The organism is Actinocrinis sp. (genome assembly GCF_035653575.1).
In the GTDB taxonomy this organism is placed as follows: domain Bacteria; phylum Actinomycetota; class Actinomycetes; order Streptomycetales; family Catenulisporaceae; genus Actinocrinis.
In genome coordinates, this window is record NZ_DASRBQ010000019.1 from 1 (window position 1) to 19,308 (window position 19,308).

A 19,308-nucleotide genomic window follows, 5' to 3' on the forward strand; every position below is an offset into this window, starting at 1 on the left:
CCTGCACCCGAGATCACCCCCGCCGCGCCACACCCCCGCGTGCAGCCCGCCCGCGCCGCATGCCGCCCCGCGCCGCGCCCGCCGACAACTATCGCGATGCGCACCGCACCGCCGAACCGGTACGCTTCCCCCGTTCGTCAGCGGGGTGTGGCGCAGCTTGGTAGCGCGTCCGCTTTGGGAGCGGAAGGCCGTCGGTTCGAATCCGGCCACCCCGACCCTGTGAGCAACACGTGGCGGTCACCTGTGCTCAGGTGACCGCAGTGACTCAGTCTCCTGCGATCGGGCGGGCTTCGTCTCCAGACCACCCGGGATCGGTACCGCTTCTCCGGCTGTCCACATGGGCCGTCGCCAGGCGGGTTCGGGCGGTCTTCGGCCGATTGAAGCGCGATCGGTGGCGGCGGGACGCGGCCGACCTGTGACGATCCGTCATGATCAGTCGTGATCTGCGCTTTTATCACCCGGCCGGGGTCGGCAAGGTACGATACCCGCGCAAGCGCGATGCGGCGCGCGTCTCGGTATGCCTGCCGCCGCCGCAACGCTTCCATACGGCGTGACCACACCCCGAGCACGCGCTTGCTACCGAGAAGTAGTCCCAGCGAGGAGATCACTGCTGTGAAGAGCGCCGTCGAGACCCTCGACCCCACGCGGGTCCGGCTCACCGTCGAGGTTCCCTTCGCCGAGCTCGAACCCAGCCTCGACACGGCGTACAAGAGGATCGCCGAGCAGGTGACGGTCCCGGGCTTCCGGAAGGGCAAGGTGCCACCGCGGGTCATCGACCAGCGCATCGGCCGCGGCGCCGTGCTCGAGGAGGCGATCAACTCCGCGCTGCCGGAGCTGTACGGCCAGGCCATCCAGGAGGCCAAGCTGGAGGTCGTCGGCCGCCCCGAGGTCGAGGTGACCGAGTTCGCCGACGGCGAGCAGCTGAAGTTCACCGCCGAGGTGGACGTGCGCCCCGAGTTCGACCTGCCCGACTACAAGGGCGTCGAGGTCGAGGTTGAGGACGTCGAGGTCACCGACGAGGACGTGGACGAGCAGGTGGAGGCGCTGCGCAAGCGCTTCGGCACGCTCACCGGCGTCGAGCGCGCGGTACAGGACGGCGACTTCGTGACCGTCGACCTGATCGCCACCATCGACGGCGAGGAGCTCGAGGACGGCACCGCCACCGGCGTCTCCTACGAGGTCGGCTCGAACAGCATGGTGGACGGCCTCGACGAGGCGATCATCGGCAAGAGCGCCGGTGAGACCGCGCAGTTCGTCTCCACGCTGGTCGGCGGCTCGCACGCCGGCGAGCAGGCCGACATCAAGGTCACCATCGGCGCGGTCAAGGCCCGCGAGCTGCCCGAGCTCGACGACGAGTTCGCCCAGCTGGCCAGCGAGTTCGACACGCTCGAGGAGCTGCGCGCCGACATCCGCGGCCGGCTCGAGCGGGCCAAGAAGTTCGAGCAGGGCGCCCAGGCCAGGGACAAGGTGCTGGAGAACGTGCTGGCCAAGGTCGAGGTCCCGCTGCCGGCCAAGGCCGTCGAGGCGGAGATCGCCTGGCGCAACGAGCAGCTCGACGAGCAGATCCAGCGCGCCGGGATGACCCGCGAGGGCTTCCTCAAGCTGCAGGACCAGGACGCCGACGCCTTCGCCGCGGACCTCGACAAGCAGGTGCGCGAGGGCATGAAGGCGCAGTTCGTGCTGGACCGGCTGGCCGACAAGGAAGAGCTGAGCGTCAACCAGGCCGAGCTCACCCAGCACCTGATCCGCCGCGCCTCCGGCTCCGGCCTGACCCCGGACCAGTTCGCCAAGCAGGTCGTCGACTCCGGGCAGGTGCCCGCGCTGGTCGGCGAGGTGCGCCGCGGCAAGGCGCTGCAGCTGATCCTGGAGAACGCGCAGATCAAGGACGCGTCGGGGAACACGGTCGACCTCTCGGAGCTGGACGCTCCGGCGCTCGGCGAGGGCCCGGACGCATTCGGGCGTGAGCTGGGGGACGAGCACTACGGGCACGACCACGCGTAGGTAGCGGGGAAGCGGCCAGCGACCAGTCGCCGAGCGAAGCGAGGCGGGCTGGGCGCAGAAGGCACTGCACTGCACGCCTAGAGCGAACAAGCGGCCCTAATCCGTCGTCACGTTAGTGGCACGGGTTAGGGTCGCTGTCAGTAGAACGGGTCTTCTGAAGCGAGACAGGTGGACGACGTGACGAATCCGTATTCGGACAGGGCTCCGCGCATGGCGGGTCTCGACGGCCCGGGCGGGCTCAACGACCAGATCTTCAACCGGCTGCTGCGCAACCGGATCGTCTTCCTCGGCGCGCCCGTGGACGACGACATCGCCAACACCCTGTGCGCCCAGCTGCTGCTGTTGAACGCGGAGGACCCGGAGAAGGACATCTGGTTCTACATCAACTCCCCGGGCGGTTCGGTCACCGCGGGCCTGGCGATCTACGACACCATGCAGCTGATCTCCAACGACGTGGCCACCGTCGCGCTGGGCATGGCCGCCTCGATGGGCCAGTTCCTGCTGACCGCCGGCACCCGCGGCAAGCGCTACGCCCTGCCGAACGCCGAGATCCTGCTGCACCAGGGCTCCGCCGGCCTCGGCGGCTCCGCCTCGGACATCAAGATCCAGGCCGAGCGGCTGCTGCGCAGCAAGCGCCGGATGATCGAGCTGACCGCGCTGCACACCGGCCAGCCCGAGGCGAAGATCGAGAAGGACTCCGACCGCGACCACTGGTTCTCCGCCGAGGACGCCAAGGAGTACGGCCTGATCGACGACATCTTCACCTCCGCAGCGCACGACCCGGTGAACAACCCGGTCACCACCTCCTGACCCGCCGCGACCAGACAAGGAATTCCGCAATGACTGAGAGCCAGTCGGCCGCGCGCAGGCACGAGGCCCGGTACGTCCTGCCCCACTTCATCGAGCGCACCAGCCAGGGCGTGCGCGAGTACGACCCGTACGCCAAGCTGTTCGAGGAGCGCATCATCTTCCTCGGCGTCCAGATCGACGACGCCTCGGCGAACGACGTGATGGCGCAGCTGCTGACCCTGGAGTCGATGGACCCGGACCGGGACATCACCATCTACATCAACTCCCCGGGCGGCTCGTTCACCGCGCTGACCGCGATCTACGACACGATGCAGTTCGTCAAACCGGACATCGTGACGGTGTGCATCGGCCAGGCCGCCTCGGCCGCCGCGGTGATCCTCGCGGCCGGCACCAAGGGCAAGCGGCTCGCGTTGCCCAACGCCCGCGTGCTGATCCACCAGCCGTACACCGAGACCGGCCGCGCCGACCTCAACGACCTGGAGATCCAGGCCAACGAGATCCTGCGGATGCGCGCCCTGCTGGAGAGCCTGCTCTCCAAGCACAGCGGCCGCACCGAGGAGCAGGTGCGTGACGACATCGAGCGGGACAAGATCCTGACGGCGGCTCAGGCCGTCGACTACGGACTGGTCGACCAGGTGGTCACCAGCCGGGTCGAGGGCATGGCCCGGCCCTCGCTCTGACCAGGGTGCCGGGTACAAGTCGAGGCACCAGGTTCGCTTGAGGCCGCGTCGCGCCGGAACGGACGGTGGGGGGCGCAGGGAAGCTTCCCGGCGTTTACCTGCCCCCGTTCCGGCCGCGAACGCGGTACCTTCTTCCATTGAGGGCTTTTTCGGCCCCGCCGGGCCGGGCGTCCGGCGTCGAGGCGAAGGAGATCCACCCCGTGGCACGCATCGGTGAGGGCGACCTGCTTAAGTGCTCCTTCTGCGGGAAGAGCCAGAAGCAGGTCAAGAAGCTGATCGCCGGACCCGGCGTGTACATCTGCGACGAGTGCATCGACCTGTGCAATGAGATCATCGAGGAGGAGCTGGCCGGCTCCGCCGAGCACCGGTGGTCCGAACTGCCCAAGCCGCGGGAGATCTACGACTTCCTCGACCAGTACGTGATCGGCCAGGACGCCGCGAAGAAGGCGCTGTCCGTGGCCGTGTACAACCACTACAAGCGGGTGCAGGCGGGCGACACCGGCCGCTCCTCCCGCGACGAGACCGTCGAGCTGGCCAAGTCGAACATCCTGCTGCTCGGCCCGACCGGCTCCGGCAAGACCTTCCTCGCCCAGACCCTCGCCCGGATGCTCGACGTCCCGTTCGCCATCGCCGACGCGACCGCGCTGACCGAGGCCGGGTACGTCGGCGAGGACGTCGAGAACATCCTGCTGCGCCTGATCCAGGCCGCCGACTTCGACGTGAAGAAGGCCGAGACCGGGATCATCTACATCGACGAGGTCGACAAGATCGCCCGCAAGAGCGAGAACCCGTCGATCACCCGCGACGTCTCGGGCGAGGGCGTCCAGCAGGCGCTGCTGAAGATACTGGAGGGCACCATCGCGGCGGTGCCCCCGCAGGGCGGCCGCAAGCACCCGCACCAGGAGTTCATCCAGATCGACACGACGAACGTGCTGTTCATCGTGGGCGGGGCCTTCGCCGGCCTGGAGAAGATCATCCAGGCCCGGATCGGTAAGCAGGGCATCGGCTTCGGCGCCCAGCTGCGCAGCCGCGCCGAGCTCGAGTCCCAGGATGTCTTCCACGAGGTCATGCCGGACGACCTGATCAAGTTCGGGATGATCCCCGAGTTCATCGGCCGCCTCCCGGTCATCACCAGCGTGCAGAGCCCGGACCGGGACGCGCTGCGGCGCATCCTGATCGAGCCGAAGAACGCGCTGCTGCGCCAGTACCAGCACCTGATGGCCCTGGACGGGGTCGAGCTCGAGTTCTCCGACGACGCCATCGAGGCGATCGCGGACCTGGCGATCCTGCGCGGCACCGGGGCGCGCGGCCTGCGCGCGATCATGGAGGAGGTGCTGCTCTCGGTGATGTACGAGGTGCCCTCCCGCCGCGACGTGGCCCAGGTGCTGATCACCGCGGAGTCGGTGAAGGAGCACGCGAACCCGACGCTGGTGCCGCGCGACTCGCCGCACCGGGCCAACCAGAACCGCACCCCGCGCGAGAAGTCGGCGTAGCGGGGCGGCGGGGACCGGTACGTTCCAGAGCGGTGAGGGATTCCTCGCCGCTCTTGGCGTATCTGGATCCGGGTGACGGGCTGGCCGGCTGCAGAGCTGACGCGCCGTCAGAGCGCTGGTGTGCGCCTCAGTGCTCGACGGCCGCCCGCAGGTCGAGCGTGTAGGTGACCATCTTGCTCTGGCTGACGCTGGGCAGGAAGTAGACCCAGCCGAAGCTGTCGTGGTCCACCCACACGCAGGAACGCACCGTGGTCCCGTCCACGTTCAGCTTGCCGCAGTCCAGCGCGCCGCCCAGTGCCCCGGGATTCTCCACGGTCACGTTCGTCATCGACGCGCCGTCGGTGATCTGCTTCATCACGCCCGTCGGGCCCATGATGCCGAGGCTGGTCTGGAAATCGGCCAAGTTCGCGGTGCTCTCCGCCAACAGCCACACGCTGAAGGAGCCCGCCGAACCGACCCGGTAGAAGCCGACCTGCGGATCCGGGTAAGCGCTGTTCGACTGGAGGTTCTTCTTCAGATCGCTGATTCGCTGCTGGGTGTCCCCGTTGACCACCAGGTGCAGCGGCCCCGCGGTCACCGGGATGATGAGCGTGTGCGAGGTCTGCGACCCGGCCGTGTCGGCGCCGGTCGGCGAGGGGTCCGCCGCGTTGTTCGGCGTGCTCGACCCGGACGCTGGAGTGGCTGTCGCCGTCGGCCCGTTCTGCGCGGCCGGTGTGGTCGGGCTGCCGCCGCTCATCGCCACGACGGCCGCCACGACTCCCGCGACCAGCACCGCGCCCGCGCCGAGCCCGACGTACAAGCCGGTCCGGCTGCGCTTGGGCGGCTGCGCGGTGCCCAGGGGAGGAGCCCCGAAGAACGGCGGCCCTGCCTGGTACTGGGGCTGACCCCAGGGCGAGGGGTTCGCGGCTCCCGGATTCCCCTGAGTCGCGTCCCACTGCTGTGTCGCTTGCCACTGAGACGGGTCCGGCTGCGGCGCGTACCACTGCGGGGTGTCTTGCTGCTGCGGGAAGGCCTGCGTCGGATGAGGCTGCGTGGGATGAGGCTGCGTGGGATGAGGAGGCTGCGTCGGATAAGGCGGCGGGAAGGCCTGCGTCGGGTGCTGCGGCGCCTGTTGCGGCAGGATCGGCTGGCCGTACTGGTCATAGCCCGTCGGCTGATCCGGTTGAGCCGGTTCCGAAGGCGGTTGCGCGTCCCATGACATGGCGTCAAACCTCCCTGCCCCGCCGCGGTGGCGAAGCGGGCAAACACTATCGAGGCGGCGCCGAATAAGGCGGGTACCTTTAGCTGCGCTCGAGCGGCCGCACCGCCCGCACGGCCGCGCGACGACGGTAATTGGGAACGGAGCCCGCTGCGCGATCCGTACAATCGGAGCGTGACCGATACCACTTCCCCTCAGAGCCAGGGCGCCCAGCTGGACGCCGCCGCCACCCTGCCGACGCAATACGCGCCCGCGCAGGTAGAGGGGAAGCTTTACGAGCGTTGGGTACGGGCCGGCTACTTCGAGGCCGACGCGAAGAGCGACCGCCCCGCGCACACCATCGTGATCCCGCCGCCGAACGTGAACGGCTCGCTGCACATCGGCCACGCCCTCGACATGACGATCCAGGACGCGATCACGCGCCGCAAGCGGATGCAGGGCTTCGAGACGCTGTGGCTGCCCGGCATGGACCACGCCGGCATCGCGACCCAGAACGCGGTGGAGCGCGAGATCGCCAAGGAGGGCCTGTCTCGGCATGACCTGGGCCGGGAAGCCTTCGTGCAGAAGGTGTGGGAGTGGAAGGCCGAGTACGGCGGCCGCATCCTGAACCAGATGCGGCGGCTCGGCGCCTCGGTGGACTGGAGCCGCGAGCGCTTCACCTTCGACGCCGGGCTCTCCCGCGCCGTGCAGACCATCTTCAAGCGCCTCTACGACGACGGCCTGATCTACCGCGCCGAGCGGATCATCAACTGGTGCCCGCGCTGCATGACCGCGCTCTCCGACATCGAGGTGAACCACGAGGAGGACGAGGGCGAGCTGGTCTCGATCCGCTACGGCGACGGCGCGCACTCGATCGTGGTGGCCACCACCCGGGCCGAGACCATGCTCGGCGACACCGCGGTGGCCGTGCACCCGGACGACGAGCGCTACAAGCACCTGGTGGGCACCGAGATCGAGATCCCGTTCACCGGGCGCCGGGTGCCGATCGTGGCCGACCGGCACGTGGACCCCGAGTTCGGCACCGGCGCGGTGAAGGTGACCCCGGCGCACGATCCGAACGACTTCGAGATCGGCCAACGCCACGGCCTGCCCTCGCTGCTGATCATGGACGAGCGCGGCTCGATCACCGCGCACGGCCCGTTCCAGGGCCTTGACCGCTTCGAGGCGCGGCCGGCCGTGGTGGCGGCGCTGCGCGAAGAGGGCCGCATCGTGGCCGAGAAGCGGCCGTACCTGCACGCGGTGGGCCACTGCTCGCGCTGCGACACCGTGGTGGAGCCGCGCCTCTCGCTGCAGTGGTGGGTGAAGGTGGGCCCGCTCGCCGCCGAGGCCTCCGCCGCGGTGCGCGAGGGCCGGGTGAAGATCCACCCGAAGGAGATGGAGCCGCGCTACTTCGCCTGGACCGACAACCTGCTGGACTGGTGCATCTCCCGGCAGCTGTGGTGGGGCCACCGCATCCCGGTGTGGTACGGCCCGAACGGCGAGATGGTCTGCGTGGGCCCAGACGAGGAGCCGCCCGGCGCCGGCTGGACCCAGGACCCTGATGTGCTCGACACCTGGTTCTCCTCCGGGCTGTGGCCGTTCTCCACGCTCGGCTGGCCGGACGACACCGAGGACCTGCGCAAGTTCTATCCGACCAGCGTGCTGGTGACCGGGTACGACATCCTGTTCTTCTGGGTCGTGCGGATGATGCTGTTCGGCCTGTACGCGATGAAGGACCGCGGGCCGATCGAATCAGTGCCCTTCCGCACCGTCTCGCTGCACGGCCTGGTGCGCGACAAGTTCGGTAAGAAGATGTCCAAGTCGCGCGGTAACGGCGTGGACCCGCTTGAGTGGATGGAGAACTACGGCTCCGACGCCGTGCGCTTCACCCTGGCCCGCGGCGCGAACCCGGGCGCGGACCTGGCCACCAGCGAGGAATGGGCGCAGGGCTCGCGCAACTTCTGCAACAAGGTCTGGAACGCGACCCGCTTCGCGCTGATGAACGGCGCGGCCCCGGCCCCGCTGCCGCCGCGCGAGCGGCTCGGCGCGGCCGACCGCTGGATCCTGTCCCGGCTGTCCGCGGTGACCGCCGAGGTGGACGCGTACATGGAGGACTACCAGCACGCCAAGGCCTGCGAGGCGCTCTACCACTTCGCCTGGGACGAGGTGTTCGACTGGTACGTGGAGCTGTCCAAGGGCCCGCTCGGGCGCGGCGGCGACGAGGCCGAGGCCACGCGGGCCGTGCTCGGGCACGTGCTCGACGTGACGCTGCGGCTGCTGCACCCCTACATCCCGTACGTGACCGAGGAGCTGTGGCTGGCCCTGCGCGCTCAGGCGCACGAGGGCGGCGCGCCGGGCGAGCCGGACTCGATCGTGGTGGCGGCCTGGCCGGTGGCCGATGAATCCCTGCACGACCCCGAGGCCGAGGCCGAGATCGCCGCGCTCCAGCAGGCGGTGACCGAGGTGCGCAGGTTCCGCGCCGACCAGGGCCTGAAGGTGGGGCAGAAGGTGGCCGCGACGCTGGCCCTCTCCGGCCCGCTGGCCGTGCACGAGGCCGAGATCCGCACGCTGGCCCGGCTGACCGACCCCGGCGAGGGCTTCGCGGCCACGGCCACGCTGCAGACCGCGCAGGCCACCGTGCAGCTCGACCTGTCCGGCGCGATCGACGTGGCGGCCGAGCGGGCCCGGCTGGCCAAGGACCTGGCGGCCGCGCAGAAGGAGATCGCGGGGGCCGAGGCGAAGCTGGGCAACGAGGGCTTCCTGAGCAAGGCCCCGGAAGCCGTGGTGGAGAAGATCCGCACCCGGCTCACCGAGGCGCGGGCCGACGTCGACCGGATCACCGCGCAGCTGGAATCTCTGCCGCAGGGCTGAGAACGGCTCACCGCGACGACCGCACGCAGCGCGGCGCACGACCCGACCGGGTCGTGCGCCGCTTTGCTTCACTCAGCCCTGCGCTCTATCGGAGCCCTTATTCGAAACCGAAGTCCTCGGTCCACCACGGGCCGACCGAGTTTGATCCACTGGTGTTCTGCGCGCCGTTTGCCGGGGCGCTTTTCGACGGTCCGTCGTAATAACCGACCCCGGCCGCCTTGTATGAACAGTTCAGAATATTCTGTCGGTGCCCTGGTGAATTCATCCAGCCGTTCACGACCTCCTGCGGAGTGCGGTATCCCTCGGCGATGTTCTCCGCCGCCGGCTGGGTGTATCCCGCGTTCTGCATGCGGGTCCACGGAGTGACCCCGGACGGCGTATCGTGCGAGAAGTAACCGTTGACTCCTATGTCCTGCGAGTGCTCGTAGGCGGCGCTGGTCATGGCCAGGTTGACCGCCAGCGGCGGGCACCCGTTGGCGGCCCGCTGCTGATTGACCAGTTCCATGACCTCTTCCGCGTAGAAACCCCCCGCGGACTGCACATCGTGCACGGCCCCGGTCTCCGGCGGTGCCTCGCGCAGCATGGGCGCCGCGACCGGGATCTGATGAAACGCCAAGGGCATCGGCACGGCCAGCGCCCCCGCGCCGACAGCCGCCTGAAGTACCCGCCGCAGACTGCGCTCGCGTGCCTCGTCCGATGCCGGACGGCTTTCGTTGATCATGCGGAAGACCATATTCCGCCCGAACGGCGGAACAGGGTGCCCACGCCGAAGCGGAGCCAAACCTCCGAAAGGTAGCAACTCCTCTCCGGATTTGACCAGGGACGGGGTTGGTGAGACGCTAGAAGCCCGCGCACCTGTCGTTTTGCACCATCGGACGCCAGTGGGCCGCCGCGCTTGCCGGGGCGTACAAGAGTCGGCTTCAGCTGCACTACAGCCGGGCTCTTTACCCCCTTCGGCACCCCTCCAGCCCCAGCACCGATCACGCATGACGACGCCGCGCGAACCGACCTCACGTGACACGGCATACCAGACGCCGTGTCGGTCACTCAGCGTGGAGGACCCTGGAATGGCTAAGGCGCTACTCGGACACATCGGGGGGACGGACCCGCGCATGGTCGCCGAGATGCGGAGGCTGCAACAGCGAGTACGTGACCTCGAAGACCAGCTGGTACGAGTACAGGCTGAGAACGACTCGCTCGCCGCGGCAGTGCAGACCGCTTCTCTGGACCACGAGCTGTTCGCCACTTCGGTCGCCGAGCGGGAGCCCGCGCTGACCTGACCGGATTCTCCGGTCAACCGGAGGCGCCGGCCGACACCGACGGCACCCGAAACACTGTGAAGGGACGCGAATCCGCGTCCCTTCTCCGCTTCCCGGGCCCGTCCGCCCCGTAGCCGGACCTCAGCCCCGCCGGTCGAGCCCGGCGCGCCGGGCATCTTCCACCCCGGTACCGGTACGACTTTCCCCGCAATCCGGACGGCTCGCCCGGAGCCGTCACCTCGGCCGGGTACGCTCAAGGGATAAGCCTTCCCGCCCGGCCCCGCTAGGACTCCGACCGACGTGTACCTGAAGAGCATGACCCTCCGGGGCTTCAAGTCGTTCGCCTCCGCGACGACCCTGCGCTTCGAGCCCGGGATCACCTGCGTCGTCGGCCCGAACGGCTCCGGAAAGTCCAACGTCGTCGACGCCCTCGCCTGGGTCATGGGCGAGCAGGGCGCCAAGTCGCTGCGCGGCGGCAAGATGGAGGACGTGATCTTCGCGGGCACCGCCGGGCGCCCGCCGCTCGGCCGGGCCGAGGTCACCCTCACCATCGACAACACCGACGGCGCCCTGCCGATCGACTACACCGAGGTCACCATCTCGCGGATCATGTTCCGCAACGGCGGCTCGGAATACGCGATCAACGGCTCCAACTGTCGCCTGCTGGACATCCAGGAGCTGCTCTCCGACTCCGGCATCGGCCGCGAGATGCACGTGATCGTCGGGCAGGGCCAGCTCGACGCGGTCCTGCAGGCCGGGCCCGAGGAGCGCCGCGCGTTCATCGAGGAGGCGGCCGGGGTCCTCAAGCACCGCAAGCGCAAGGAGAAGGCGCTGCGGAAGCTGGACGCGATGCAGGCCAACCTCACTCGCATCACCGACCTGACCACCGAGCTGCGCCGCCAGCTCAAGCCGCTGGGCCGGCAGGCCGAGGTGGCCCGGCGCGCCGCGGTGATCCAGGCCGACCTGCGCGACGCCCGGCTGCGCCTGCTCGCCGACGACCTGACCGAGCTGCGCACCGCGTACGAGAAGGAGACCGCGGACGACACCGCGATCCGCGAGCTGCGCGCGCAGCTGGAGCGCGAGTACGCGGAGAGCCAGGCCCGCGAGACCGAGCTGGAGCACGAAGTCCAGGAGCTCGTACCGCACCTGGCCGCCGTGCAGGAGGCCTGGTACCGCCTCTCCTCCCTGCGCGAGCGGCTGCGCGGCACCGCGTCCCTGGCGGGGGAGCGGGTGCGCAACCTCAACCAGTTGGCCCAAGGCGCCGACGCGAACGAGCGACGCGGCCGCGATCCAGAGGACATGGAGCGCGAGGCGCAGCGCATCCGCGAGCAGGAAGAGGCCATCGCTGAGGAGATCGCCGAGGCCCAGCGCGTGCTGGCCGACGCGGTACGCCGCCGCGGCGAATCCGAAACCGCGCTGGCCGCCGAGGAGAAGCGCCTGGCCGCCGCCGTGCGCTCGGCCGCCGACCGCCGGGAGAACCTGGCCAAGCTGGCCGGCCGGGTCGACGCGGTCAAGTCCCGCTCCGGGGCCGCGCAGGCGGAGATCGACCGGCTGCACGCCGCGCACGAGGAAGCCCGCGGCCGGGCCGCCGCCGTCCAGCGCGAATACGACCTGCTCAAGGCCGAGGTCGAGGGCATCGACGGCGGCGACGGCCTCGACGCCGAGGTGGAGGCGGCCACCGAGGCTCTGGCCACCACCGAGGACACGCTCACCGCGCTGCGCGCCGCAGAACGCGACGCCGAGCGGGAGCGCGGCGCGATGGCCGCCCGCAAGGAAGCGCTCGAACTGGGCCTGAGCCGCAAGGACGGCGCCGGCGCCCTGCTGGCCGCCACCGACCGGCTCTCCGGCCTGCTCGGCTCGGTCGCCGCGATACTGACCGTCGAACAGGGCGCCGAGGCCGCCGTCGCCGCGGCACTGGGCCTGGCCGCCGACGCCGTCGCCGTCTCCTCAGCCGACGCCGCGGTCAACGCCATCCGGCTGCTGAAAACCGAGGACAAGGGACGCGCGGCCATCATCGTCGGCGGCGCCCCGGCCGACGACCGCTTCGCCGAGTGGCCGACGCTGCCGCCGTACGCGAAGTACGTCGTCGACCTGGTCACCGTCCCCGAGGAGATGCGCGCCTCGCTGCGCCGACTGCTGCGCGGCATGGCCATAGTGGACGACCTCGGCGAGGCCTCCTCCCTAATCGGCGCCCACCCGGATCTGATCGCGGTCACCCGGGACGGCGACGTACTCGGCCGACACGTCGCACACGGCGGCTCCTCCTCCGCGCCGTCCCTGCTCGAGGTGCAGGCCGCCGTCGACGAGGCCGCCGAGAAGCTGCTCGAGGCCGGCGAGCGGGCCCGTCGCCTACGCGCCGAGCTCGAAGCAGCCACCGAAAGCCAGCGCACCGCCAAGCAGACCCTTGACGCGCTGCTCGCCCAGCGCCGCGCCGCCGACGCGCAGAAGGCCTCGGTCGCGCAGCAGCTCGGCCGGCTCGGCGGCCAGGCCCGCGCCGCGCTCAGCGAGGTCGAGCGATACGCCAAGTCCATCGAGACCGCCGAGAGCGCTCGCGAGAAGGACCTGCAGACCCTGGCCGACCTCGAACTCCAGCACGAGGAGGCGATCGCCGCCGCCGAGGCGCTGGAGGAGGGCTTCGACCTGGCCCCGGACGCCCGCGACGAACTTGCCGCGGAGGCGAGCGCCGCGCGCGCCGCCGAGATGGAGGCGCGGCTGGCGGTACGCACCGGGGAGGAGCGCGCGCGCTCCCTGGCCGGCCGCGCCGACGCGCTCGACCGCAACGCCCGCCAGGAGCGCGAGGCCAGAGCCCGCGCCGCCGAACGTCAGCAGCGCGCGTCCCGGCAGGCCTCCGTCGCGCAGGCCGTGGTCTCCGGCGCCCGGCAGACCCTCGCCTGCCTGGAGGTCTCGCTCGCTCGCGCCGGAGCCGAACGGGAGGCGGCGGAGCGCGACCGGGCCGAGCGCGAGGCGGCGCTGCAAATCCTGCGCGGCCGGGTGCGTGAACTGGCCGGCGAGCTGGAGAAGCTGACCGACTCGGTGCACCGCGACGAGGTGGCCCGCGCCGAGAAGCGGATGCGCATCGAGCAGCTGGAGGCCCGCGCGCTGGAGGAGTTCGGCGTCACCGTCGAGGCGCTGCTCGACGAGTACGGCCCGGACAAGCTCGTGCCGCCGGCGGCCGCCCTCATCAACGCCGACAACCCCGACGACCCGCGCAACGCCCCCATCCCCTTCGTCCGCGCCGAGCAGGAGAAGCGGCTGCGGCAGGCGGAGAAGGACTACGCCGCGCTCGGCAAGGTCAACCCGCTGGCCCTGGAGGAGTTCGCCGCCCTTGAGGAGCGCTACAAGTTCCTCAACGAGCAGCTGGAGGACCTGAAGAAGACCCGCACCGACCTGCTCCAGGTGGTCAAGGAGGTCGACGAGCGGGTACAGCAGGTCTTCGCCGAGGCCTACGCCGACACCGCGCGCGAGTTCGAGGGCGTCTTCTCCCGGCTGTTCCCCGGCGGCGAGGGCCGGCTGTACCTCACCGACCCGGAGGACATGCTCACGACCGGCATCGAGGTCGAGGCGCGCCCGCCCGGCAAGAAGGTCAAGCGGCTCTCCCTGCTCTCCGGCGGCGAGCGCTCGCTGACCGCCGTCGCGCTGCTGGTGGCCATCTTCAAGGCGCGCCCGTCCCCGTTCTACGTCATGGACGAGGTCGAGGCCGCGCTCGACGACACCAACCTGCAGCGGCTGATCCGGATCTTCGAGGAGCTGCGCGAGTCCTCGCAGCTGATCGTGATCACGCACCAGAAGCGCACGATGGAGGTCGCCGACGCGCTCTACGGCGTCTCGATGCGCGGCGACGGCATCACGACCGTCATCTCGCAGAAGCTGCGCGACGCCGCAGCTGCCTGACGCGTCGTCAGATCACCGTCGGATCTGAGCTCTGCCGATCTGTCCGCCCCAGGCGATATCCTCCCGTCCCGTAACGTACGGGAGGACGTCGGCAGGGGGAATCGTGCCGGAAGAAACCGACAACGCCGCGATCAAGACAGCCGTCGTCAGGCCGGCTCCTATCAGAACGATGTCTGGCGTCGAACCGGCCGCCGTCATCGCACTCGTTGAAGCGTTGACGTCCGCCTCCGAACGCCTCGCCGGCATATCGGGCCGTCTCGAAGCGGCCCGCGTCCACGATGAGGCGTTCGGCAAGCTCATCGACGCGGCGAAGGTGCGCGACGCATACCACAAGCGGCTACCCGCGACCGAGCACAACCTCGGCGAGGCCCGCGCCGTCATCGAGCACTTACTCACCGAGTTCACCGCCGACGCCCCACTCGCGCAGACTCCCAGCTGCCCGGCAGATGCCTCGTGAGCCGCGCGCGTACCCACCACTGGACCCATCGCTACGACCGCGCCTGTGAGGCTGGGGCCGATCAATCGCCCGAGGCTTATCGAGACCACGCCCACGACCCGATCGACGAAGCTGCGCTAGCGCAGATCGGCCGAACGCATCTTTCGCACGTCCGCATCCCGAGCATCCCGGTGCCCGGCCTCGGCACGCTGGAGAAGAAGCTGATCTACTGGGTCTGCGAACACACCGGCGCGCCAAACCCTTTCCACGCGCTCGAACGGCTCACCGGCGACTGCGCCGAACTCCTAGCAGCCGAGCGGGCCTGGGAGGCGGCGTTCAACGAGATCGAGGCTGTCGCCGCGTCGATCCGAGCCGCGGCGCAGCCGGTTCGCGCCACCTGGACCGGCGCCGAGGCCGAGCGATTCGGCACCGCATTGGACGCCTATCTCGCTGAACTCGACGTCCTCGCCGGATGCGTGCGCACGACGCGGGATTGCTTGAAGGCGGTGCGCAGCGAGGCGCAGCTGGCGGAGAGCACCGTGCAGATGCTGATCAACCTGCTGCTCGGCTCGCTCGGTGGGCTGATCGTCGCGGAACTGATGACGGCCGGGACGGTGACACCGGTGGCCGCGGCTCAGGTCCAGATGGAGCTGACGTACGTCGCCAAGAAGATCGCGACCATCGGCGGCAAGCTCAGCGCGCTGTACTCGGACGTGATCAAGGTGCTCGACACGGTGCGCGGCTTCAAGCGGATCGAGGCGATGCGGTTCGTCTTCGACCTCGCGCCGGGCGTGACGTCCGCGCTGTGATCCTCCTCCCGAGCGCTTTACCTCCGCGCGCGGCCGGCGTGGCCCCGGCAACCCCCACGCCTTGAGAGAATGGCTTCATGGAGATTGTGATCATCGTCATCGCCGTCGTGCTCGCCTTGGCGGTGATCGGAGTGCTCGCCAACTACCTCGTGAGCGGGAGCCGCGCCCGCCGCCAGGTGCCGCCGCCCGCGGAGCCCGCGGCGCCGCAGGTCGAGGAGCGCCCGGCCGGGGGAACGTCGACCGCCACACTCGCCCCCGAAGCACCACCCGTCGAGGCGCCCACCGCCCCGCCGGTTCCCACCGCGCCGCCCGTTCAGACCGCGCCGCCGCTCGAGGTCCCGGAGCCCACCGCGGGCCGCCTGGTACGCCTGCGCGGCCGCCTCGCCCGCTCCAACAGCGCGGTCGGCAAGGGCCTGCTCAGCCTGCTGTCCCGGGACAAGCTCGACGAGGAGACCTGGGAGGAGATCGAGGACCTGCTGCTGACCAGCGACATCGGCGTCGCGCCGACCCAGGAGCTGGTCGAGCGGCTGCGCACCCGCGTCCGGGTCCTCGGCTCACGCACCCCCGATGAGCTGCGCAACCTGTTGCGCGAGGAGCTGCTGACGCTCATCGGCCCGGACACAGACCGCACGGTGCGCTCGCTGCGCCCGGAGGGCGAGGGACCAGCGGTCGTCATGGTCGTGGGCGTCAACGGCGTGGGCAAGACCACGACCACCGGCAAGCTCGCCCGCGTCCTGGTAGCCGACGGCAGAACGGTGGTCCTCGGCGCCGCGGACACGTTCCGCGCGGCGGCGGCCGACCAGCTGCAGACCTGGGGCGAGCGAGTCGGCGCGACCACGGTGCGCGGCCCGGAAGGCGCGGACCCGGCGTCTGTGGCGTTCGACGCGGTCAAGCAGGCCAAGGAGAACGGGGTCGACACGGCCCTGATCGACACGGCGGGCCGGCTGCACACCAAGGTCGGCCTGATGGACGAGCTCGGCAAGGTCAAGCGCGTGATCGAGAAGCACGGCCCGGTCGACGAGGTGCTCCTGGTCCTCGACGCGACCACCGGCCAGAACGGCATGGTCCAGGCGCGGGTCTTCCGCGAGGTGGTGGACATCACCGGCATCGTGCTGACCAAGCTCGACGGCACCGCAAAGGGCGGCATCGTCGTGGCGGTCCAGCGAGAGCTCGGCGTCCCGGTCAAGCTCGTCGGCCTCGGCGAGGGCGCCGATGACCTGGCCCCCTTCGAGCCCGCCGCCTTCGTGGACGCCCTGATCGGCCAGTAAGGCGCGGCTTCGCCGGGACGCTGGGCCGCTCCGCCTCGCCTGGCGGCTCGGCGTCTTCGCGCACGCCTGCGGCTGGCCATAACGCCTACGGCTGCCCGCCCTCCCGCCCCAGACGCTCCGCACCCTCGCTGACGCTCGGCCGCTCCGCTCCCTTCGCACTCGTCGTCAGTGAGGACGGTCTCGCTGGCGTCCGTAGTTCGAGACGTCGATCGGGACCTTCGCGCGCCCCTATTTATCCCAGCCCAGCACGTGAGCGAAGGCCGAGATGACTGTGGCAAGCGCAGCCTCGGGCGTCCCGGGATCCAAGGTCTGATGGCGCAGTTGGCTTTCCCAGTCGCCGCACGCCTGGCGGTCGAAATAGTGCGGCGTGATCTGGACGCCGGCGACGCGACGGTACAGGTCGGCCGCCTCGGACGTGATCGCGCCGAGATTCGCGAGAGCCGCGAGGTCATAGAGGTCTCGGGCCGTGCGGCGGTCCAGCCACGCGACGGTCTTCATCGCGACGAAGGCGGGAAGTGTCGGAACCGACATGGTTACCGACGTCGGCAGGTCGCTGTAACGGAGGCTGACTTCGCGCTGTTCTGAAGGCCAGGACCGCAGCTCATGGTGATCTCTGCTGTCGATGAGTTGGACGCGGACGCGCAATCCATCACCGGTCACCAGGCTTGCCGGCTCAAGGTGTTTGGTTCGGCTTAGCGCGGGATCCCAAGCCAGGCTGGGAAACTCGCGTCGCAATGCGCGCGGCAACGCCGAGTCGAGGTCCGATGCGAGCCGCGCGCGCTCCGGAGTATGCAGGTCGATGTCTTCCGACAGTCGGCCGCCCCGTGCCGGATCGGTGAGGTGCGTGCGGGCCAACGCAGTACCGCCGAAGAACGTAAGCGGCGAGTCGACGTGTGCCACTGCGCGCAGCAGGTGGCTGATGAGGTGGTCCCGGCGAACCTGATCCTCGGCGACGCCGAACTCGGCTGCCGTCTCGGAGAGTTCGGCGTCAGACAGCATCCGCAGTTCCGATCAGGTCGCGGACTGTGCGCAATGCCGATGGCCGGTGCTGTGAGTGGGCGAGTTCGGTGAGTAGATCGGCATCGGCGCGCGAGTTCAAGGCCCGAATGGCGTCGAAAGCCTCCGTGGCAGGTTGGCCTCCCAGTTCGGGTCTCGCGGCAAGATCAAGCATCGTCTGCTCTATTGTCGTGACCCAGCCAGCTGTCAGCTCGGTGGTGATGCGCTCTAGGTCGAGCTTCGCGGCATCGCGCTTGACGAAAACGACGTCGCCTGCGGTCGTGACGAGCCGGGGGCGCTGCTTGGGAACTGCTACGACGGCAGTCGCCAGAGCGCGGGGAATGGCGCCGTGGTGTCGCGCCGCGGTGACACCCATCAGCGCCACTGCGTCCCGGCTGTAATCGGCCTGCCCGATGCCGAGCGCCACAGCCTCGATCGCGGGCCGCCAGCGATGATCGCCGAGCCGATTCTGCGGGTTCAGCACGTAGTAGCCGGTGGCGACGCGAGTGATCACACCGTTGGCGACAAGTCGCCTGAGTTCGGGGCGGGGATGCGCATAGACGAGCCCCGCTTCCGCAGTCCGCAAGATCCGATTATCCCGCCGCGCCAGCGCCGGAGGGAGTGCGGTCGCCGCTCGGGCCATCTATCACCACCGTAGGCTTGAACCCTACGCTCATTATAGTCAATGGGGTGAAGCGCCTTGCGGCTTGGTCGCCGCGCGACCCAAACCGACTAGCGGGTCGGCAGCGAGCCGGCCAACGCGCGGCGGGGTGCGAGGGCGAGGGCGCCGAGAACCACGTGGGCCGCGGGGAGCGTGGGGCGGGCCGCGCTCGGCGCGCGCAGCCAGAACGGATCGGCCGGGGTCGGCGCGGCGGCGCGCTGGGCGAGGTGCAGCTGGAGCTGCGACTGCGACTGTGCCTGCTCGAGGACCTTGGGCAGCTCCACATGGCTGCCGGCGCCGAGCAGGGCGGGGCCGGTGCGCGGATCCATCAGGGGGCTGAGTGCGGCGGACGTGCCGACCCGCACGAGGAAGCTGATGCGCGCGCCGTGGGTACGCTCGCCGGGCCGCGGGGTGACCAGCACCGGACCGAGCTGCACGCCGAGGCGGTCCAGGCGGATCAGCGCCGTGCGGCCGGCGGTCGCGTCGGCCTCGATGACGTCGAAGGCGATGCCGCATGCTGCGAGGATCGGCGACTCGGGCGTCCGCGACCACGTCGCGAAGACCTGCTCGAGGTCCGTGGACGGCGCCTGCTCAGGGCTCGGCGTGATCGGCCAGTTCCAGGCGGCGTAACGCAACGCGGCGGTGCGGGGAGTGCTCGCGCTGGGACTCGTGCGCGGGCGGCCGATGGCGTGCGCGCGGGACGCGGCGCTGGTGCGCACGCTCGGGGCCGGGCCGATCGCGAGGCCGAGACCCGCGCTCGTGCGGGGCGCGATCTGCCGTGCCGATTGGGCTTCGGCGTCGGGTGCGGACGCTACGCGGTCGCGTGCGTGCAAGCGTTCCGGCGCGATCAAGCCCCGTGCACGCGCTGCGGCCTCGTTATCGGCTGCATTTGCACGCGCTGCCGCCCCGGCCGCGTTCTGGCCGGCGGCACGGCGGCGCGCGGCCTGGCGCGGTAG

At 70.2% G+C, this 19,308-nt stretch carries 15 protein-coding genes and 1 tRNA gene; 11 read left to right on the top strand and 5 right to left on the bottom strand.

Features of this window, described 5'->3' with window-relative positions; translation table 11 throughout:
* Window positions 1–141: 141 nt before the first annotated feature.
* The 5 genes from VFA06_RS02830 to clpX all read left to right on the top strand — a co-directional run bounded on the left by VFA06_RS02830 (window position 142) and on the right by clpX (window position 4,984).
* A tRNA-Pro gene (locus tag VFA06_RS02830) sits at window positions 142–215 on the top strand.
* Window positions 216–612: 397 nt separating this feature from the next.
* Window positions 613–2,001, top strand: a complete 1,389-nt coding sequence (tig, locus tag VFA06_RS02835; RefSeq protein ID WP_324838777.1) for a trigger factor — start codon at window positions 613–615, stop codon at window positions 1,999–2,001.
* Window positions 2,002–2,211: 210 nt separating this feature from the next.
* Window positions 2,212–2,811 carry an ATP-dependent Clp protease proteolytic subunit gene (locus VFA06_RS02840; RefSeq protein WP_324838837.1) on the top strand — a complete coding sequence of 200 codons (600 nt, stop codon included), beginning with the start codon at window positions 2,212–2,214 and terminating at the stop codon, window positions 2,809–2,811.
* A 29-nt stretch (window positions 2,812–2,840) separates the two neighbouring features.
* Window positions 2,841–3,491, top strand: coding sequence for an ATP-dependent Clp protease proteolytic subunit (locus tag VFA06_RS02845; RefSeq protein WP_324838778.1), 651 nt, complete (start codon window positions 2,841–2,843; stop codon window positions 3,489–3,491).
* Between the two features lie 200 nt (window positions 3,492–3,691).
* Window positions 3,692–4,984, top strand: coding sequence for an ATP-dependent Clp protease ATP-binding subunit ClpX (gene clpX, locus VFA06_RS02850; protein ID WP_324838779.1), 1,293 nt, complete (start codon window positions 3,692–3,694; stop codon window positions 4,982–4,984).
* Between the two features lie 127 nt (window positions 4,985–5,111).
* Here the strand turns inward: clpX and VFA06_RS02855 are convergent, their stop codons facing one another.
* A complete protein-coding gene (locus VFA06_RS02855) occupies window positions 5,112–6,185 on the bottom strand; it encodes a hypothetical protein (protein ID WP_324838780.1) in 1,074 nt (357 codons plus the stop codon).
* 171 nt (window positions 6,186–6,356) lie between these two features.
* Here VFA06_RS02855 and VFA06_RS02860 point away from each other — a divergent pair, with 171 nt between their 5' ends.
* Window positions 6,357–9,032, top strand: coding sequence for a valine--tRNA ligase (locus VFA06_RS02860; RefSeq protein ID WP_324838781.1), 2,676 nt, complete (start codon window positions 6,357–6,359; stop codon window positions 9,030–9,032).
* 97 nt (window positions 9,033–9,129) lie between these two features.
* Here the strand turns inward: VFA06_RS02860 and VFA06_RS02865 are convergent, their stop codons facing one another.
* Entirely contained in the window at window positions 9,130–9,753 is a 624-nt protein-coding gene (locus VFA06_RS02865; protein ID WP_324838782.1) for a CAP domain-containing protein, read from the bottom strand.
* Window positions 9,754–10,099: 346 nt separating this feature from the next.
* Between VFA06_RS02865 and VFA06_RS02870 the strand changes: the two genes are divergently transcribed.
* The 5 genes from VFA06_RS02870 (at window position 10,100) to ftsY (ending at window position 16,695) form a co-directional block, all read left to right on the top strand.
* Window positions 10,100–10,312 carry a hypothetical protein gene (locus VFA06_RS02870; protein ID WP_349260028.1) on the top strand — a complete coding sequence of 71 codons (213 nt, stop codon included), beginning with the start codon at window positions 10,100–10,102 and terminating at the stop codon, window positions 10,310–10,312.
* A gap of 279 nt (window positions 10,313–10,591) precedes the next feature.
* Complete coding sequence (smc, locus tag VFA06_RS02875) at window positions 10,592–14,182, top strand: chromosome segregation protein SMC (RefSeq protein WP_349260029.1); 3,591 nt, start codon at window positions 10,592–10,594, stop codon at window positions 14,180–14,182.
* A 169-nt stretch (window positions 14,183–14,351) separates the two neighbouring features.
* The gene (locus tag VFA06_RS02880) at window positions 14,352–14,639 is read left to right on the top strand and encodes a hypothetical protein (RefSeq protein ID WP_324838785.1); all 288 of its coding nucleotides are present in this window, start codon (window positions 14,352–14,354) and stop codon (window positions 14,637–14,639) included.
* Window positions 14,636–15,427, top strand: coding sequence for a hypothetical protein (locus tag VFA06_RS02885; RefSeq protein WP_324838786.1), 792 nt, complete (start codon window positions 14,636–14,638; stop codon window positions 15,425–15,427). The genes VFA06_RS02880 and VFA06_RS02885 overlap by 4 nt, the downstream gene beginning before the upstream one ends.
* Before the next feature lie 77 nt (window positions 15,428–15,504).
* Window positions 15,505–16,695, top strand: a complete 1,191-nt coding sequence (ftsY, locus tag VFA06_RS02890) for a signal recognition particle-docking protein FtsY (RefSeq protein WP_324838787.1) — start codon at window positions 15,505–15,507, stop codon at window positions 16,693–16,695.
* A 228-nt stretch (window positions 16,696–16,923) separates the two neighbouring features.
* Here the strand turns inward: ftsY and VFA06_RS02895 are convergent, their stop codons facing one another.
* The 3 genes from VFA06_RS02895 to VFA06_RS02905 all read right to left on the bottom strand — a co-directional run bounded on the left by VFA06_RS02895 (window position 16,924) and on the right by VFA06_RS02905 (window position 19,185).
* Window positions 16,924–17,694 carry a nucleotidyl transferase AbiEii/AbiGii toxin family protein gene (locus VFA06_RS02895; protein ID WP_324838788.1) on the bottom strand — a complete coding sequence of 257 codons (771 nt, stop codon included), beginning with the start codon at window positions 17,692–17,694 and terminating at the stop codon, window positions 16,924–16,926.
* Entirely contained in the window at window positions 17,684–18,277 is a 594-nt protein-coding gene (locus VFA06_RS02900) for a type IV toxin-antitoxin system AbiEi family antitoxin domain-containing protein (RefSeq protein WP_414639808.1), read from the bottom strand. Before VFA06_RS02900 ends, VFA06_RS02895 begins: the two co-directional genes overlap by 11 nt.
* Window positions 18,278–18,423: 146 nt before the next feature.
* Window positions 18,424–19,185, bottom strand: a complete 762-nt coding sequence (locus VFA06_RS02905) for a bifunctional DNA primase/polymerase (RefSeq protein ID WP_324838790.1) — start codon at window positions 19,183–19,185, stop codon at window positions 18,424–18,426.
* Between the last annotated feature and the right edge of the window lie 123 nt (window positions 19,186–19,308).